Consider the following 15282-nt stretch of genomic DNA (forward strand, 5'->3'; position numbering starts at 1 on the left):
CTGGCAGCTCCGTCCGCCTCCTCAAGATGGCTCGCCACCCCCCGGCAGCGCCGGATCCGTCTTGCCGTTCAGCATCGCGATCGCGTCGGCGAGCTCGCTCAGGCCATCGAGTCGGATCGTGCTCATGGGCGACGCCTGCCACGCGATGCGGCCCTACATGGCGGCGGGCGGCGCGATGGCGATCGAGGATGCCGCGGTCCTGAGCCGCTGCATCGCAGGCTTCGACGACCTCCGAACGGCCTTCTCCGTCTACGAGGCCACGCGGATCCCCCGGGTGGGCGAGGTTCAACGCATCTCGATCGCGAACAGCTGGATGCACGGGCCGACGGAGGACGTCGACTGGTTCTTCGACTACGACGCCTGAGGAAGAGGCTCGCCCATGCCATCACTCCCACCCGACCCCATGATCGCGCGCGACCTCGTCGGCTACGGCGAGAGGCTGCCGGACCCGATGTGGCCGGGCGGAGCGCGCATCGCGGTGAACTTCAACCTGAACATCGAGGGCGGCGGCGAGGCGACGCTCGCGAATGGCGATCAGGTGTCGGAGGGCATGCCCAACGACATCGGTGTCGAAACGAAAACCGGCAGGCGCGTGCCACTCGTGGAGAGCGTGTTCGAGTACGGCAGCCGGCGCGGCGCGTGGCGCATCCTCGAGATCTTCCGCGAGCACGGCACAAGGGTGAGCGTGCTCGGGGTCGTGCGGTCGCTCGAGCAGAACCCGGACCTCGCGCGCGCCTTCGTGCGCGACGGCCACGAGGTGGTCAGTCACGGCTATCGCTGGATCGACTACGTCGAGGTGCCGGAGGACGTCGAGAGGGAGCACATACGCCAGGCGGTCGACGGGCTGACGGCGCTCCTGGGCGAGCGCCCGCTCGGCTGGATGACCGGCCGCCCCGGCCCCAACACAAGGCGCCTGCTCGCCGAGGAAGGCGGTTTCTCTACGACAGGGACTCCCTCGCCGACGAATTGCCCTACTGGATCGGCATGCCGACCGGCCCGCACCTCGTGATCCCCTACTCCTACGAGGCCAACGACAACCGCTTCAACGAGAACTCCGGCTTCCCGACCGCCGACCACTTCTTCCGCTACATGCGTGACGCCTTCGACCTGCTCTACCGCGAGGGCGAGCGGGGCTCGCCGAAGCTCCTCTCGATCGGCCTGCACGACAGGCTGATCGGCCGGCCAGGCCGCGCCGCCGGGCTGGTGCGACTGATCGAGCACATGAAGAGCGTCGACGGCGTCTGGTTCTGCCGCGGCATCGACATCGCACGCCACTGGCACGACCACTTCCCGCCGGAGGCCGGCTGACGACGAACGGCCGACACCGTCGGTCGTCTTCCTGAGCAAGCCGCCAACACATCGTGGCGGAGAACGACGACCTCCTGCGGGCGGAGGGGCGGACTCGGATCGCCTCCGCCGGCTGCAATTAATCGACAGACCGGGAGCGGGGGACGGTCTGACATCCGGAAGATGAACGCCCCCGCCCCATCGCGACCCGCAGAACTCTGCGATCTCTCCGCCGCCGATCTCGCGACGATGTATCGCTCGGGAGCCGCGAGCCCCCGCGAGGTCGTGAGGGCTGTGCTCGACCGGATCGGCCGGCTCAACCCCGTCTACAACGCCTATGTGCATCTCGACGAGACCGCGGCGCTTCGCCTCGCCGACGAGTCGCACGCGCGGTTCGCGCAGGGAGAGCCTCTGGGATCGCTCGACGGCATCCCCTTCGGCGTGAAGGACCTGATCGACGTCGCGGGCATGCCCACACGGCGCGGCAGCCTCGCCACCGACGCCGCTCCCGCGACACGCGACGCACCGGCGGTCGCCAGGCTGCGCGAGCAGGGCGCGATCCCGATCGGAAAGACGGCCACTTCCGAGTTCGGCTGGCAATGCGTCACCGACAGCCCTCTGTCGGGGATGACGCGCAATCCGCGCAATCCGGCCTGGACCGCCGGCGGGTCGAGCGGCGGTGCGGCCGTGGCGGCAGCGCTCGGCCTCGCGCCGCTGCATGTCGGGACCGACGGCGCCGGCTCGATCCGCATCCCGGCATCGTTCTGCGGCGTCTTCGGGTTCAAGCCGACCTACGGACGCGTCGCCCATGCGCCGGCCGCGCACACCGGCAGCCTCTTCCACGCCGGGCCCATCGCCCGGACCCCGCGCGACGCGGCGCTCCTCTTCGATGCGATCGCGCGTCCGGATGCGCGGGACTGGCAGGCGCTGCCCCGATCGCCCGGCGAGAGCTTTCGCATGGGCAGAGGCCCCTCTCTCTCCGGAGCGAGGGTCGCGGTGCTCGTCTCGCTCGACGGCACGCCGGTTGCGCCCGAAATCGCGGCGGCCGTCGGGGACGCGGCGCAGAGACTCGAGGCACTCGGGGCGCAGGTGGACCGGCTCGATCCCATGATCGACGGCGATATCGACGCCTTCCGCGTCCTCTGGTGTGCCGGCGCCTTCAAGCTGTGGCGGCGGCTCGACGAACGCGCGCGGGCGGCGGTGGGGCCGGGGCTCGCGCGGATCGCGGAGGCGGGCTCGAGGGTCACGGTTGCGGAGCTGCAGGACGCGGAGGATGCGCGCGGGGCGCTGGCGAACCGATTTCAGGCGCTGCACGCCCGCTACCCACTGCTTCTCCTGCCGACGCTGCCGATCCTGCCATTCGACAACGAGGCGGGGCCGCCCGACGCTGGCCGCGAGGCTTTCGGGGCGGAGTGGTCGCCCTTCACCTTCCCCTTCAACATGACGCAGCAGCCGGCGGCGAGCCTTCCTCTCGGCGCGAGCCCGGACGGCCGGCCGATCGGCATCCAACTCGTCGGCCCGAAACATGCCGACGCGTCGGTTCTAAGAGCCGCCCACCTTCTCTTCGAGGCCGCGGCGGCGGCCGACCATGCAACCAGAGCGGAGCCCGCAAGCGCATGACCCACACTACGAACGGCCTCGAGTTCGACGTGCTGCGGCGCGCCTATGCCGCAGGCACGCTCTCCCCCGTCGACGCCGTGAACATGGCCTACGACCGGATCGAGGCGACGCGGGAGACGGACGGGGTCTGGATCCATTTGGAGCCGCGCGAAGGGGTGCTTGCGAAGGCGCGGGCGCTTCAAGAGCTGTCGCCCGAGGCGCGGGCGGCGATGCCGCTCTACGGCCTGCCCTTCGGCGTGAAGGACTGCGTCGACGTCGCCGGGGTGCCGACGACGGCCGCCTGCCCCGAATACGCCTACGTGCCGGAGGAATCGAACCCGGGGGTCGAGAGGCTGGTGGCGGCGGGCGCGATCTTCGTCGGCAAGACGAATCTCGACCAGTTCGCCACGGGCCTCGTCGGCGCGCGCACGCCCTACGGCATCGCCCGCAACCCCTTTGACGCGCGCTACCTGCCCGGCGGCTCGAGCTCCGGCGCCGCCGTCTCGGTTGCCCTGGGACACGTGAGCTTCGGCCTCGGGACCGACACCGGCGGCTCGGGCCGGGTGCCCGCCTCCTATACGGCGACCGTCGGTCTCAAGCCGTCGCGCGGCCTCATCTCGACGCGCGGCATGACGCCCGCCTGCCGCACCCTCGACTGCATCTCCGTCTACGCCACCTCGGCGGCCGACGCCCTCGACGTGCTCGACGTCGCCGCCGCGCCAGATCCGACCTGGCCCTATTCGCGCGCCAATTTCGACGTGCCGACGAAATACCGGGCGCTTGCCGGCGACCGCTTCGCCTTCGGCGTGCCGCGCGAGAGCCAGCTCGAGTTCCACGGGGACAGCGTGTCGGAGGCGATGTTCGAGGATGGCATCCGCGCGCTCGAGGCCATGGGCGGCACGCGTCACGAGGTCGACTACGCGCCCTTCCTCGAGATCAACGACATGATGTTCATGGGCCCGATGGTCGCCGAGCGCTTCGCGATCTTCGGCGAGTTCCTGAAGCGGAATCCCGAGGCCGGGCACCCGATCACCCGGATGATCATCCTGAACGCCGAGGAGATCCGGGCTCACGAGGCCTACCGGATGCTCTACCGGCTGGAGGAGCTGCGCCGCCAGGTCGCGACGCTCTGGGAGAGCTTCGACACGCTGCTCGTGCCGACGGTCGGGCGCCCGTTCACGATCGCCGAGCTAGAGGCGGAGCCGCTCAAGGTCAATTTCGACCACGGCTACTACACGAACTTCGTGAACCCGGCCGATCTCGCCGCCATCGCCGTTCCGAACGGCTTCGGCGCCGACGGGCTTCCGCGCGGCGTCACGTTCGCCGGCCCGGCCGGCACGGACGCCTGGCTCGCGGAGCTCGGCGGGCGCTTCCACGATCGCCGCGGTGCGAGCCGCCCCGCCCCGGTCGCCGTGCCGGCATGACGAGGACAGGCGACGACCTCTGACACGTGGACGGCGGGGACGGCCCGTCCCCGCACCCGCAACGGTTGCAGCCTTGGCCACGCGGGCCTTCTCTCGTCACTTCCTGGCGCGGAGCGCGGCACTCTGCTGCTCGAAGGCCTTCAGCGTCTCGGTCCGGATGAGGCCGGCGCAGCGGCGCTTGATCTCCATGAAGGCGGGCTCGAGCGTCATCTCCGCGTCGCGCGGTCGCGGCAGGTCGACCGGGATCTCGCTGATGAAGCGGCCCGGACTCGCGCTCATGACGAGGATGCGGTCGGCGAGGAAGATCGCCTCGTCGATGTCGTGCGTGACGAAGATGACCGTCGGCTTCACGTCGGCCCAGATCTGAAGCAGGCTCTCCTGCATCATCGACCGGGTCTGTGCGTCGAGCGCGCCGAAGGGCTCGTCCATCAGGAGGACGCTCGGAGTGTTCGCGAGTGCTCGCGCGATCGCCGTGCGCTGCTGCATGCCGCCCGAGAGCGTGTGCGGGTGGTTGTCGGCGAAGGCGGCGAGGCCGACCATCTCCAGAAGCCCGTCGGCGATCTCCATCGCCTCGGCCTTCGACTTGCCGAGCATGCGGGGACCATGGGCGACATTGGCGCGGATCGTCTTCCACGGAAACAGCGTCGGCTGCTGGAAGACCATGCCGCGATCGGCGCCGGGACCGGTGACGGTGGCGCCGTCGAGCGTGATGCGCCCCTCGCTCGGGTGCTCGAAACCCGCGACCGCGTTCATCACCGTCGACTTGCCGCAGCCCGACGGCCCGAGCAGGCAGACGAACTCGCCGGCTGCGATGCTCGCGGAGACCCGGTCGACGGCAATGAACTCCTTCGCGCCCCGGCCGAAGATGATGGAGACGCGGTCGATCTCGATCGCTCCGCGCCGCGAGGCGGTGCCGAGCGAGGCCGCGGTGCCGCGTGAGAGGCGCTCCTTGCCCGACATCAGCTCCACCACACCGCGCGCCGGGCGAAGGACGAGAAGGCCTTGTCGGCCACGGCGGAGATGAGCCCGAGCATGACGAGCCCGCCCATCATCTGGGCCATCTGCAGGTTCTGCATGGAGATGTCGATCCGGTAGGCGAGGCCTGCGAACGTGCCGGCGAGCTCTGCCGCGACCAGCGTGTAGAAGGAGATCCCGACGGAGGTCCTGAGGCCCACGAAGATATAGGGAAGCGCGCCCGGCAGGAGGACCTCCTGCATCATCCGGTGCTCGGGCGTGCCCAGCGTGCGGGCCGCCCGGACGAGCTTTTCGTCGACCCGCTGGACGCCCAGATGGGCGGCGATCCAGACGGTGAAGAACACGCCGTAGAAGACGAGAAAGTACTTGCCCAGCTCGGAAAGGCCGAACCACAGGATGACGATCGGCACGAAGGCGATCGGCGGGATCGGCCGCAGGAGCTGGAAGACCGGCGTCAGGAGGTTCGAGACGAACTCGTAGCGGCCGGTCGCGACACCGATGGCGATGCCGGCGATCGCGCCGGCGAAGAAGCCGACGAGGACGCGGGAAACGCTCATCGCGAAATCGATGGCGAGATCGCCGCTCTCGGCCCAGGCCAGGAGCGCGGCGACGACCTTCGAGGGCGGCGGAAAGAGGATGGCGTTGACCACCCCCGACCGCGAGACGAGCTCCCAGAGGCCGAAGAAGAGCGGCAGGGAGAGGGCGAGAGCCAGGCGGTTCGCCATCCGCCTAGCACCGGCCCGGCCGCTCAAGCCGGGTCCTCCGGTCGCGGTTGCCATCGCCATGGCGGGCCTCCGATCAGCTCGAGGGAAGCTGGACCCGGTCCGGCGCGACGTCCCTCAAGGGACCCGGCACGACGACGGTGGAGAAGTCGGGCATGGTCGCGTCCGGCGGATGGTTGCCGGAATCGAGGCGCCACTGGGCATGCGCCTGGAGCACGTCCATCTGCTTCTGGTCGAGCGTGACGTGGAAGACGTAGTCGTCCCAGATCGGGGCGAGGTCGGCCCGCTCCATGCCCGCGGCGTCGGCGACGAGGGTGATCGCGTCCTCGCGGTTCGCCTTCATCCACGCCTCGGCATCGATCATCGCCGCGAGGAAGGCCCTGATCAGCTCCGGGTTCTCCTCGAGATAGTCCTTCATGACGACGATGTTGAAGGTCTCGGAATAGACGCCCTGCGTGTCGAGCTCGCTCACCTGGTCGCCGAGCACCTTCTTGGCGTTCGAGACGTGCGGCTCCCAGATGTTGAAGGCGTCGATGTCGCCGGCGAGCAGCGCCGGCAGCATGTCCTGCGGCCGGAGATTGGTGAGGCTGACGTCGTCCGCCGTGAGCCCCGCCTTGTCGAGCAGCGACATCGTGTAGACCTCGCTGCCCGTGCCGGCGGTGAAGGCGAGCTTCTTGCCCTTCAGGTCGGCCCATTCGGCGATGCCGGCATCGGCGCGGGTCAGGGTCTTCAGGTCTGAGTATTCCATCCGGGCGAGGAAGGCGATCGGCTGGTTCGACATCGCGGCCGCCGTCGTCGGCGCCTCCGCCGTCGTGGCGATCTCCGCGCCCCCGCCGAGCACCGTGTTCAGGCACTGCTTGCCCGAGGTGAAATTGCTCACGGCGATGTCGAGGCCGTGCTCCTCGAAGAAGCCCTTCTCCTTGGCGACGATCGTGACGCCGGAGATCGGCGAGAGGTTCTGGGCGAGACGTGCGCTCATATCGGCGGCGCCGGCACCCGTGCCGGCCAGGCCCAGAAGCGCGGCGGCGGCCACCAGAATGGCGCGTGGCCCGCGTCGTCCCCATCGGGAGCGTGTATCGAACATGCGATGTCTCTCCTTCACGGCATGCTGTCTCTGGAAGGCTGGGCCGCGCTTCTTGCGGAGCGGCACCTTGAGCTTTGATCAGAATTCAGGCGTGCACAGGAGGTAAGCAATTAATTGCGTCGGCGCGGGAGGATCGCCTGAGACCGCGTGGGTCGCCCTGCTGAGGAGGCGTCAGACGGCCTCGTACTCGCTCACGAACACGTTCGACAGGTGGTGCGCGAAGCCGGCGGCGGCGACGGAGAGCGTGCGGCCGCGCAGCTGGGCGAGGTGCAGCAGGCCGTGGAGATTGCCTCCCAGCTCGACCGGCACGCTCACGAGGCTATCGTCGATCAGGTGTGGCGGGACGCCGATCTCGATCTCGAAGGTGATCGCCTGACCGAGCCCGGCGAAGGTCCGCAGTAGGATGTAACTCTCGGACTCCACGGCGGGCTCGAGCCGCAGCGAGGCCTTCTCGGCCGCGGCCTGGAGCAGGAGGCGCACCGCGTAGGGGGCGCTCGGCAGCGCCAGGGGATAGGCGAGGCAGTCGGTCAGCCTGAGCGTCTCCGTCCGGGCGAGCGGGTGGTCCCGGGCCATGACCGCATGAATGGGCTGGCGCACCGTAAGGACGGTCTGGAAGTCGTTCAGGCGGAGCGGCTCGAAGACGATCGCGAGGTCGGCCGAATATTCGAGCAGCGCCTTTTCGGCCGCTTCGCCGTCGCGGATCTGGACGCTGAACGTCACGCCCGGATGCTCCTCCTGATAGAGATGGATCTGCCTCGGCAGGAAGAACGGCAGGACGGCGTTGCTGCAGGCGATCGAGACATGCCCGCGGCGGAGGCCGGACAGGTCCGAGAGCTGCGATTTCACACGCTCGACATCGGCGAGCTGGCGCCGGAACAGGTGGATGACGAGCTCGCCGGCCGTGTTCAGGCGCACGCCGCGGGAGCGGCGCTCGAAGAGCTGCACGCCGAGCTCCTCCTCGAGCGCCAGGATCCGCCGGTTGAGGGCGGAGGGCGTCACCGCCAGGTGCTCCGCGGCCTTGCGGATCGAACCGAGGCGGGCAACCGCGTCGACATATCGGTAGACGCGCAGGTTCCGCATCGAGGTCCCTCCCATGAGCGTTGCGTTTTGGGCAACGCGAGCGGGCGAAAATAGCAGCAGATCGCACCAGGTCCATCCGCTAGCGTGATGTGGACGGCCGGAATGCCTCGCCAAGAGGCTCCTCCGCCGCACAACCGGGAGACCATGCCGCTCATGCTGAACAGGCCGCTATCGGAGCTCGAGAGGCGCGTTCTGTCGCGCGTGACGGAGGAACGGTGGGTCGAGCTCGCGACGACGCTGATCCGCACCGGCCAGCCCCGCTCCGGCAACGCGCTCGATCCCGACCTACCGCCCGCCGAGGAGGAGGCGATCGCCATGCTCGTCGCCGGCAAGCTCGAGGCGCTCGGCATGGACGTGAAGCTCTACGAATCCGAGCCGCACCGGCCGAACGTGGTCGGCACGCTCAAGGGCGAGGGCAGCGGGCCCTCGCTGATGATCAACGACCACCTCGACACCTATCCTGCGGTCGAGCCGCACAAATGGGACAAGACCGGCTTCGACCCCTTCAGGGCGACCAGGCACGGCGACCTGCTCTACGCCCGGGGCACCTCCGACACGCGCGGCAACCTCGCCGCCGCGCTGCTCGCGGCCGAGGCGCTGGCCGAGGAGGGCGTGAGGCTCGACGGCGACCTCGTCTACTGCTTCTGCGTCGACGAGGAGCGCAACGGCACGCACGGCTCGATCTACCTCACGCAAGAGATCGGCATCCGCACCGACTACTCGATCACCGCCGAGCCGACCGCCTGGGGCGGGCCGGTCGAGGGCGACGCCGGGTGGGGCATCAACCTCTCCGTCGCCAATGCGGGCCACTGCCTCGTCGAGGTGACCGTCGAGGGCGCGAAGTCGCATATCTGGCGGCCCGACCTGAGCACGAACGCGATCGTCGAGGCGGGGCGCCTCGTCCCGGCGCTCGAGGCGATGAGCTTCACGCACGAGCCGGCGGAGTTTATGGGGCACACGCCGCCCTGCGCCGCCGTCGTGCGCATTCGCGGCGGGCTCGAGGGCGAGATGCAGTTCACCCCCGACGCCTGCACGATCACCCTCGCGGTGGTCGGCCTCGTGCCGGGCATGACGCTTCAGGGCATCATCGCCGATATCGAGAGGGTGGCCGCTTCTGCCTTGGGCGCGAGCAACGGCATCTCCGTCAAGGTGGGGCAGGTGCCGGGCTCGCTGTTCGTGGAGGCGACCGAGCCCGTGCCCGCCGACGAGGAGCCGTGCCGCTCCCTCGCCGAGACCTACGCTCGGTTGATGGGCGGCGAGAAGCCGGTGCCGAACCGCAAGAACGCCTTCAACGACACGATCCGCCTGCGCGAGGCCGGTATCAACGCGGTGACGTTCGGGCCCGGCGAGGACGGGTGGGCGCCGGACAACGAGAGCATCTCCGTCACGAAGGCGGTGCGCGCGGCGCAGATCTACGCGCTCACGATCATGCAGATCCTCGGTGCGAGGTCGTCATGACGGTGGACGCGGTGACACAGCCCATCGCGCGCGTCGGCGCGCTGGCCAAGGCCCTTCGCCCGCATCTGCGCGTGCCCCGCTTCCTCGGTCAGCGCAGCTTCCTCCTGTCGTCGGCGACGGTCGTGGCGCTGTTCCTCGCATGGGTTCTGGTCACCTCCACCGGGCTGGCCAACGAGCTCTTCCTGCCGGGACCGGCGGCCGTGTGGAACGCCTTCGTCAAGGCGGCCATCTCCGGCTACCAGGGTTCCACCCTCCTCGAGCACGTCGCGGCGAGCCTCTACCGCATCCTCGTCGCCTTCGCCCTCGCCTGCGTCGTCGGCATACCGCTCGGCGTCCTCATGGGGGTGTCGCGCGATGCGAACGCGCTTCTGACGCCGCTCATCGAGTTCTACCGGCCGCTGCCGCCGCTCGGCCTCTACACGCTCCTCGTCATGTGGCTCGGCATCGGCGACGAGTCGAAGCTCGCGCTCCTCTTCCTGGCGGCGCTCCCCGGCCTCATCATCACCACGATCCAGGCCGTGCGGACGATCGACCCGATCTATGTCCGCGCCGCCCGCAGCCTCGGCGCCTCGCACCGGCAGATCCTCTTCGGCGTCTACCTGCCGGCCGCCGGGCCGACCATTCTCGCAGGCATGCGCATCTCGCTCGGCTTCACCTACACCGTCCTCGTCGCCGCCGAGATCGTCGCCGCGACGGCCGGCATCGGCTGGATGATCTGGGACGCGGCGAAGTTCCTGCTCTCGGACGTCGTGATCATGGGCCTCATCGTCCTCGGCCTCACCGGCGTGGCGCTGGACGCCGTGATGCGCCTCGTCGGCCGCCTGCTGATGCCGTGGACGCTCAGGGGCCGCCAGTGACCCGGACTAACGGCGGCCCCGGGAGCGATCCCGTGCCGCCCGATCGGACTGCCACCCCTAACTGTTCAGGAGAATGAGACGCATGAAAACGATCGCAAAGGTCACGGCTCTCGCGCTCGGTCTGGTCTGCGGTCACGGCGCGAGCGCCCAGGACAAGCCCGAGAAGATCACGATCGGGTATCTGAACCTGGTCAACGCCCAGCTCGTCACGAAGAATCTCGGCCTGGTCGCCGAGGAGATCCCGGACGTCGAGATCGAGTACATCAAGGTCGGCGGCGGCGGCGACATGCTGCGGGCGATAGCCGCGGGTCAGGTGGATTTCGGTGGCCTCGGCAACCCGCCCACGGCGATCGGCCTCACGCGCGGCCTGCCCATCAAGGGCATTCTGGTCCTCAACATGCTGGGCTATGTCGAGGCGATGGCGGTGAGGACCTCGGCGGGTATCGAATCCCTCGCGGATCTCAAGGGCAAGCGCGTCGCCGCACCCTTCGGCTCGACGACGCATTATCTCCTGCTGAAGGCTCTGGCCGAGGAGGGCATCGATCCCGCCACGATGGAGATCCTCGACCTGCCGCCCTCCGACATCGCCGTCGCCTGGGTGCGCGGCGACATCGATGCCGCGTGGTTCTGGGAACCGAACCTCAACAAGGCCGTCCAGAACGGCGGCGAGATCATGGTCCATTCCGGCGAGATGGCCGAGCGTGGCTATCCCACCTGGGACATCGGCGTGGTGATGGAGGAGTTCGCGGAGACCTATCCCGACCTCGTCACGAGCTTCATCAAGGCCGAGTGCGCCGGCATCGATTTCTGGCTCGAGAACCCGGAGAAGACGGCGGAGATCATCGCGGAAGAGCTTTCCCTTTCGGTCGAGGACGCGACCCGCATGATGAACGGCACCGAGATGGTGCCCTGCGACGAACAGCTGACGGCCGAGTATCTCGGCAGTCCCGGCGAGATCGGCGAGTTCGCCGACACGCTCGTCTCGACGGCGGAGTTCCTCGTCGAGCAGGACCGGCTGCCCAAGCTCCTGACCCGGGAGGAGTTCGCGGCGAAGATCGATCCCTCCTATGTCGCGGGCGTGGTCGGCGAGTAGGGCGAGATCCCGACCGTCGGGCGCCGGGCAGCCGGGGTGTCACGGTCTGCGCGCACTCGCTGTGCGGCTAGACCGTCGCCATCCTGAAGCCCGGCCGCACCACGTCGCGCGGCACGAGATAGGAGCGGGTCTCGATTCGCGGAACGATGCGGCTGCGCACGCCGCCACCGGCAGCGGGGCCGCAGCAATAGAGCGCGGTCATCTCCTGCAACGACTGCTCGACCCGCCGCCGCTCGTCGTCGCGCACCGCGAGCCTCACCCGCACATCCTCCAGCTCGAGAGCGGGCAACGAGGACCGCAGCGCGCCCTCGTCGGAATCGAAGGCGCTCGTCGCCCCGATGATGTCGAGGCGGTGGCGGACGTCGAGCCCGCGCAGTTCTAGACGTTTCGACAGCGTCTCGATGGCGAGCTTCGCCCGGGCGAGCGCGTTGGGGCCGGCGAAGGAGATCTCGGCCTCGCCGAACCAGTCTCCGGAGAAGCCGACCGTGGCCTTGAGACTGTCCGGGCGGGTATGCCCCCTGGCGCCACGAACCGCCACCCGGTCCGGCCCCACGTCCTCGATCTCGACACCGGTGATGTCGAGCGTCACGTCGGGGGTCAGATAGGCGGCAGGGTCGTGGATCTCGTAGAGGATCTGCTCCTTGACCGTGCGGAGATCGACGAGCCCGCCCGTTCCCTCCGGCTTCGTCACGACGAAGCTGCCGTCCGGCTCGACTTCGGCGATGGGAAACCCGATGGTCTCCGGCGAGGGCACGTCCTTGAAGCCGGGATCGGCGAAATAGCCGCCGGTGACCTGGCTGCCGCACTCGAGGAGATGCCCGACGAGCGTGCCGGCCGCAATGCGGTCGAGATCGTCCCAGTCCCAGCCGAAATGGGCGACGAGCGGCCCGAGCGCCAGCGCCGGGTCGGCCACCCGTCCCGTCACGACGATCTCGGCCCCCTCCCGGATCGCCGCCGCGATGGCTTCGGCGCCAAGATAGGCATTGGCCGAGAGAAGCTGGCCATGCGGGCGCGGCAGGTGGCGGTCGCCCTCCCAGACCTCGTGGCGGTCGGTATCTATCGCATCGCCGATCTCGTCGCCTTCCACGACCGCAATCCGAGGCCGGCGGAGACCCTGCCGCCGCGCCACGTCCGCGATGAGGCGCGCGGCGGCGTGCGGGTTGGCGCAGCCGAAATTGCCGACGACGACGATGCCGTGGTCGAGGCAGGGCCTCAGGATCGGTTCGACGATGTCGGCGAGAAGCGGCTCGTACCCCGCCTCGTCGTTCTGCTGCCGCGCGAGCTGGCCGAGAGCGAGCGTCCGCTCGCCGATCGTCTCGAAGATGATCGCGCCGCCCTGGCCGTGCGCCGCAATCGCGCTTACCACGGGGCCCGCCGCATCGACGCGGTCCCCCGAGAACCCGGCCCCGGAGCCGATCCTGTAGGTCATCGAGAGGTCTCTCCCCTTCTTCCCGCCCATCGCACCTATTCCGCGGCCAGCGCGTCGGCGGGGCCGTTCGTTCTCAGATAGAAGTCCTTGGGCCACGTGATGTGGTCCCGGCACAGCGTCACGAGGTCGTCGAGGCGGCCCTTCTCGATCGCCTCGATCATCTGCCAGTGCTCGCGGATCGCCGTCTCGCGAAGGCCCTGGTCCGGGAAGCCCCGCGTCCTGATGGGCTGGGTCATCACCGAGTAGTGCCGGATGGCGGCGGAAAGCTCCGGGTTCCCGCAGCCGGAATAGAGCGTCTCGTGGAAGGCGTTGTTGAGACGCGACAGCTCCATGAAGCGCCGCTCGCGAGAGGCGGCTTCGTGCCGCGCCGCGATGTCCTTCAGGCGGGCGACGTAGTCGGCGTCAGCCGGGACCAGGATGCGCGACGCCGCCAGGCTCTCGAGCGCCGTGCGGATCTCGTAGAGATCCTCCACCTCCTTGCGCGAATAGTCCCGCACGCGCACGCCGCGGTTCGGCTGGCGGACGACGAGCCCCTCGCTCTCGAGCTCGTCGAGGCCGCGGCGGACCGCGTGGCGGGTCGCCTCGAAGCGGAGAATGAGGTCGTCCTCGACGAGCCGTTCGCGTGGCCGGAGGCGGCCCATGAGGATGTCGGCCTGCAGGGCCTCGTGCACCTCCGCCCATCCACGGGGGCGTCGCTTTCCGGAGGCCGGGGCGGCCGGGTTGGGCTCGGGTTCGTCCATCGGGACAATCTAGCGCCAGGACGCGGCGATCTCAATCATCGTTGACTTTATCGATAATTATGGCGATGAATCCGGCAACGGCAGGGAGACGAGAGTGGACAGAGTGCGGACGGCACCGCCCCCTCGGGTTGCGAAGGATCCCGCGGCGCACGCCGCCGCGGCGGAGAAGACGGTGCGCGTGAGGCTGCACCGGATCGCCCATGGCCGCTCGGGCGACAAGGGCAACCGTCAGAACATCTCCGTCATCCCCTACAGGCCGGAGGCATGGCCCGTCGTGCTCTCCCAGGTCACCGAAGAGCGCGTTCTCGACCTCTTCCGACACCGCGGCGCGACCTCCGTCACCCGCTACGAGCTGCCGAAGCTGATGGCGCTCAATTTCGTCGTCGAGGACGCGCTCGAGGGGGGCGTGAACTCGGCTCTGGCGCTCGACACGCATGGAAAGACCGCCGCCTTCCGCCTCCTCTCGATGGAAGTGGAGGTGCCGGCCGATCTCGTCGACGACTTTCCAAGACAACCGGAACGGGAGGAACGACAATGAGACTGGCAACCTTCGCACTCGCGGCTGCGACCGCAGTACTCATCGCCACGCCGGCCGCCGCGCAGACGCGGCTGGCGATCGGGACGACGTCGTCCTCGTCGAGCCACTACGGCTACTTCGTCGCCGTGTCCCAGCTGATCAACAAGAACGTGGAGGGCGTCGAGGCGAACGTGGTCGAGACCGGCGCGACGCTCGACAACCTGCGCCGCCTGCAGCGCAATCAGGTCGATCTCGGCCTCGTCACCACGAACGTCGCCTACGACGTCTACAACGGCCGCGGCGAGTTCGAGGGGAACGCGTACAAGCCCCTCACCCTGTGGGTCTACGCCTCGGCGCCGCAGAATGTCGTCGTCCGCGGGGACGCCGGCATCGAGGGACTGCAGGATCTCGCGGGGAAGCCCTTCAACCCGGGCATCACCGGGTCGGCCACCGAGTCGACGTCGGAAGCCGTCTTCGCGGCGCTCGGCATCGAGCCGAAGTGGGCTCGGGGCTCGACCGGCGACATCGTCAACCAGATCAAGGACGACCGCGTCGTCGGCTACGTGAAGAGCGGGTCGGGCAAGCGGCTCGACGCCTCGAGCGTCGACATCGCCACCCTCACGCCGATCGAGATCGTCGGCCTCAACGACGAGCAGGCGGCGACCGTGAAGGAGGAATTCCCGAACCTCTCCGTCCTCTCGATCGGCGAGAACGAGGCAGGGAGCGGTTACCCGGCCTACGAGACCTGGGCTTTCGGGGTTGCCGCCGTCGCCAAGCCCGATCTCGACGAGGAGGTCGCCTACCAGATCACGAAGGCGATCGTGGAGGACGAAGCGGCCCAGGCCGCGGCCTTCTCCGGCCTCAAGGGCTCCGAGATCCCGGAGATGACCATTTCGCTCGCGACCACCCCGCTGCACCCCGGCGCCATCCGCTACTACGAGGAGATCGGTGTCGAGGTGGCCGACGGTCTGCGTCCCGAAGGCATGTGAGACGCGACGGAGCTGCGGTCGGGACGAA

The 15282-nt window shown here is 69.1% G+C and carries 16 protein-coding genes; 10 read left to right on the plus strand and 6 right to left on the minus strand.

Annotated features, from left to right (window positions below):
* Nucleotides 1-124: 124 nt before the first annotated feature.
* The 5 genes from N177_RS22040 to atzF all read left to right on the plus strand — a co-directional run bounded on the left by N177_RS22040 (nucleotide 125) and on the right by atzF (nucleotide 4310).
* Nucleotides 125-364 (plus strand): hypothetical protein, encoded by a 240-nt coding sequence (locus N177_RS22040; RefSeq protein ID WP_040485564.1) that lies wholly within the window; start codon nucleotides 125-127, stop codon nucleotides 362-364.
* Between the two features lie 15 nt (nucleotides 365-379).
* Nucleotides 380-1009, plus strand: coding sequence for a polysaccharide deacetylase family protein (locus N177_RS22320; RefSeq protein ID WP_023432323.1), 630 nt, complete (start codon nucleotides 380-382; stop codon nucleotides 1007-1009).
* A complete protein-coding gene (locus N177_RS22325) occupies nucleotides 985-1308 on the plus strand; it encodes a polysaccharide deacetylase family protein (protein ID WP_023432324.1) in 324 nt (107 codons plus the stop codon). The genes N177_RS22320 and N177_RS22325 overlap by 25 nt, the downstream gene beginning before the upstream one ends.
* Before the next feature lie 162 nt (nucleotides 1309-1470).
* Nucleotides 1471-2907: an amidase gene (locus tag N177_RS10655; protein ID WP_040485565.1), complete on the plus strand. Its 1437-nt coding sequence runs from the start codon at nucleotides 1471-1473 to the stop codon at nucleotides 2905-2907.
* Nucleotides 2904-4310 carry an allophanate hydrolase gene (gene atzF, locus N177_RS10660; RefSeq protein WP_023432326.1) on the plus strand — a complete coding sequence of 469 codons (1407 nt, stop codon included), beginning with the start codon at nucleotides 2904-2906 and terminating at the stop codon, nucleotides 4308-4310. The genes N177_RS10655 and atzF overlap by 4 nt, the downstream gene beginning before the upstream one ends.
* A 96-nt stretch (nucleotides 4311-4406) precedes the next feature.
* Here atzF and N177_RS10665 read toward each other — a convergent pair whose 3' ends face one another.
* From N177_RS10665 to N177_RS10680, 4 genes are all read right to left on the minus strand, one after another.
* Nucleotides 4407-5270: an ABC transporter ATP-binding protein gene (locus N177_RS10665; protein ID WP_023432327.1), complete on the minus strand. Its 864-nt coding sequence runs from the start codon at nucleotides 5268-5270 to the stop codon at nucleotides 4407-4409.
* Nucleotides 5270-6070 carry an ABC transporter permease gene (locus tag N177_RS10670; RefSeq protein WP_040485566.1) on the minus strand — a complete coding sequence of 267 codons (801 nt, stop codon included), beginning with the start codon at nucleotides 6068-6070 and terminating at the stop codon, nucleotides 5270-5272. Before N177_RS10670 ends, N177_RS10665 begins: the two co-directional genes overlap by 1 nt.
* Before the next feature lie 13 nt (nucleotides 6071-6083).
* Complete coding sequence (locus N177_RS10675) at nucleotides 6084-7091, minus strand: ABC transporter substrate-binding protein (RefSeq protein WP_023432329.1); 1008 nt, start codon at nucleotides 7089-7091, stop codon at nucleotides 6084-6086.
* Between the two features lie 171 nt (nucleotides 7092-7262).
* Complete coding sequence (locus N177_RS10680) at nucleotides 7263-8171, minus strand: LysR family transcriptional regulator (protein WP_023432330.1); 909 nt, start codon at nucleotides 8169-8171, stop codon at nucleotides 7263-7265.
* 153 nt (nucleotides 8172-8324) lie between these two features.
* On the opposite strand from N177_RS10680, the gene N177_RS10685 reads away from it, so the two are divergent.
* The 3 genes from N177_RS10685 to N177_RS10695 all read left to right on the plus strand — a co-directional run bounded on the left by N177_RS10685 (nucleotide 8325) and on the right by N177_RS10695 (nucleotide 11579).
* The gene (locus N177_RS10685; RefSeq protein WP_425280796.1) at nucleotides 8325-9629 is read left to right on the plus strand and encodes a M20 family metallopeptidase; all 1305 of its coding nucleotides are present in this window, start codon (nucleotides 8325-8327) and stop codon (nucleotides 9627-9629) included.
* Nucleotides 9626-10486 (plus strand): ABC transporter permease, encoded by an 861-nt coding sequence (locus N177_RS10690; protein ID WP_023432332.1) that lies wholly within the window; start codon nucleotides 9626-9628, stop codon nucleotides 10484-10486. Before N177_RS10685 ends, N177_RS10690 begins: the two co-directional genes overlap by 4 nt.
* An 82-nt stretch (nucleotides 10487-10568) precedes the next feature.
* Nucleotides 10569-11579: a taurine ABC transporter substrate-binding protein gene (locus N177_RS10695; protein WP_023432333.1), complete on the plus strand. Its 1011-nt coding sequence runs from the start codon at nucleotides 10569-10571 to the stop codon at nucleotides 11577-11579.
* Between the two features lie 67 nt (nucleotides 11580-11646).
* On the opposite strand, the gene N177_RS10700 is transcribed toward N177_RS10695, so the two are convergent.
* A complete protein-coding gene (locus tag N177_RS10700; RefSeq protein WP_040485618.1) occupies nucleotides 11647-13008 on the minus strand; it encodes an acyclic terpene utilization AtuA family protein in 1362 nt (453 codons plus the stop codon).
* Nucleotides 13009-13043: 35 nt separating this feature from the next.
* Nucleotides 13044-13679, minus strand: coding sequence for a GntR family transcriptional regulator (locus tag N177_RS10705; RefSeq protein WP_023432335.1), 636 nt, complete (start codon nucleotides 13677-13679; stop codon nucleotides 13044-13046).
* Between the two features lie 163 nt (nucleotides 13680-13842).
* Here N177_RS10705 and N177_RS10710 point away from each other — a divergent pair, with 163 nt between their 5' ends.
* A complete protein-coding gene (locus N177_RS10710; RefSeq protein ID WP_244444268.1) occupies nucleotides 13843-14286 on the plus strand; it encodes an AtuA-related protein in 444 nt (147 codons plus the stop codon).
* On the plus strand, nucleotides 14283-15254 hold the full coding sequence (locus tag N177_RS10715; protein WP_023432337.1) for a TAXI family TRAP transporter solute-binding subunit: 972 nt from the start codon (nucleotides 14283-14285) through the stop codon (nucleotides 15252-15254). Before N177_RS10710 ends, N177_RS10715 begins: the two co-directional genes overlap by 4 nt.
* The last annotated feature ends 28 nt before the right edge of the window (nucleotides 15255-15282 follow it).

It is taken from the genome of Lutibaculum baratangense AMV1, assembly GCF_000496075.1.
Lineage (GTDB): Bacteria > Pseudomonadota > Alphaproteobacteria > Rhizobiales > Tepidamorphaceae > Lutibaculum > Lutibaculum baratangense.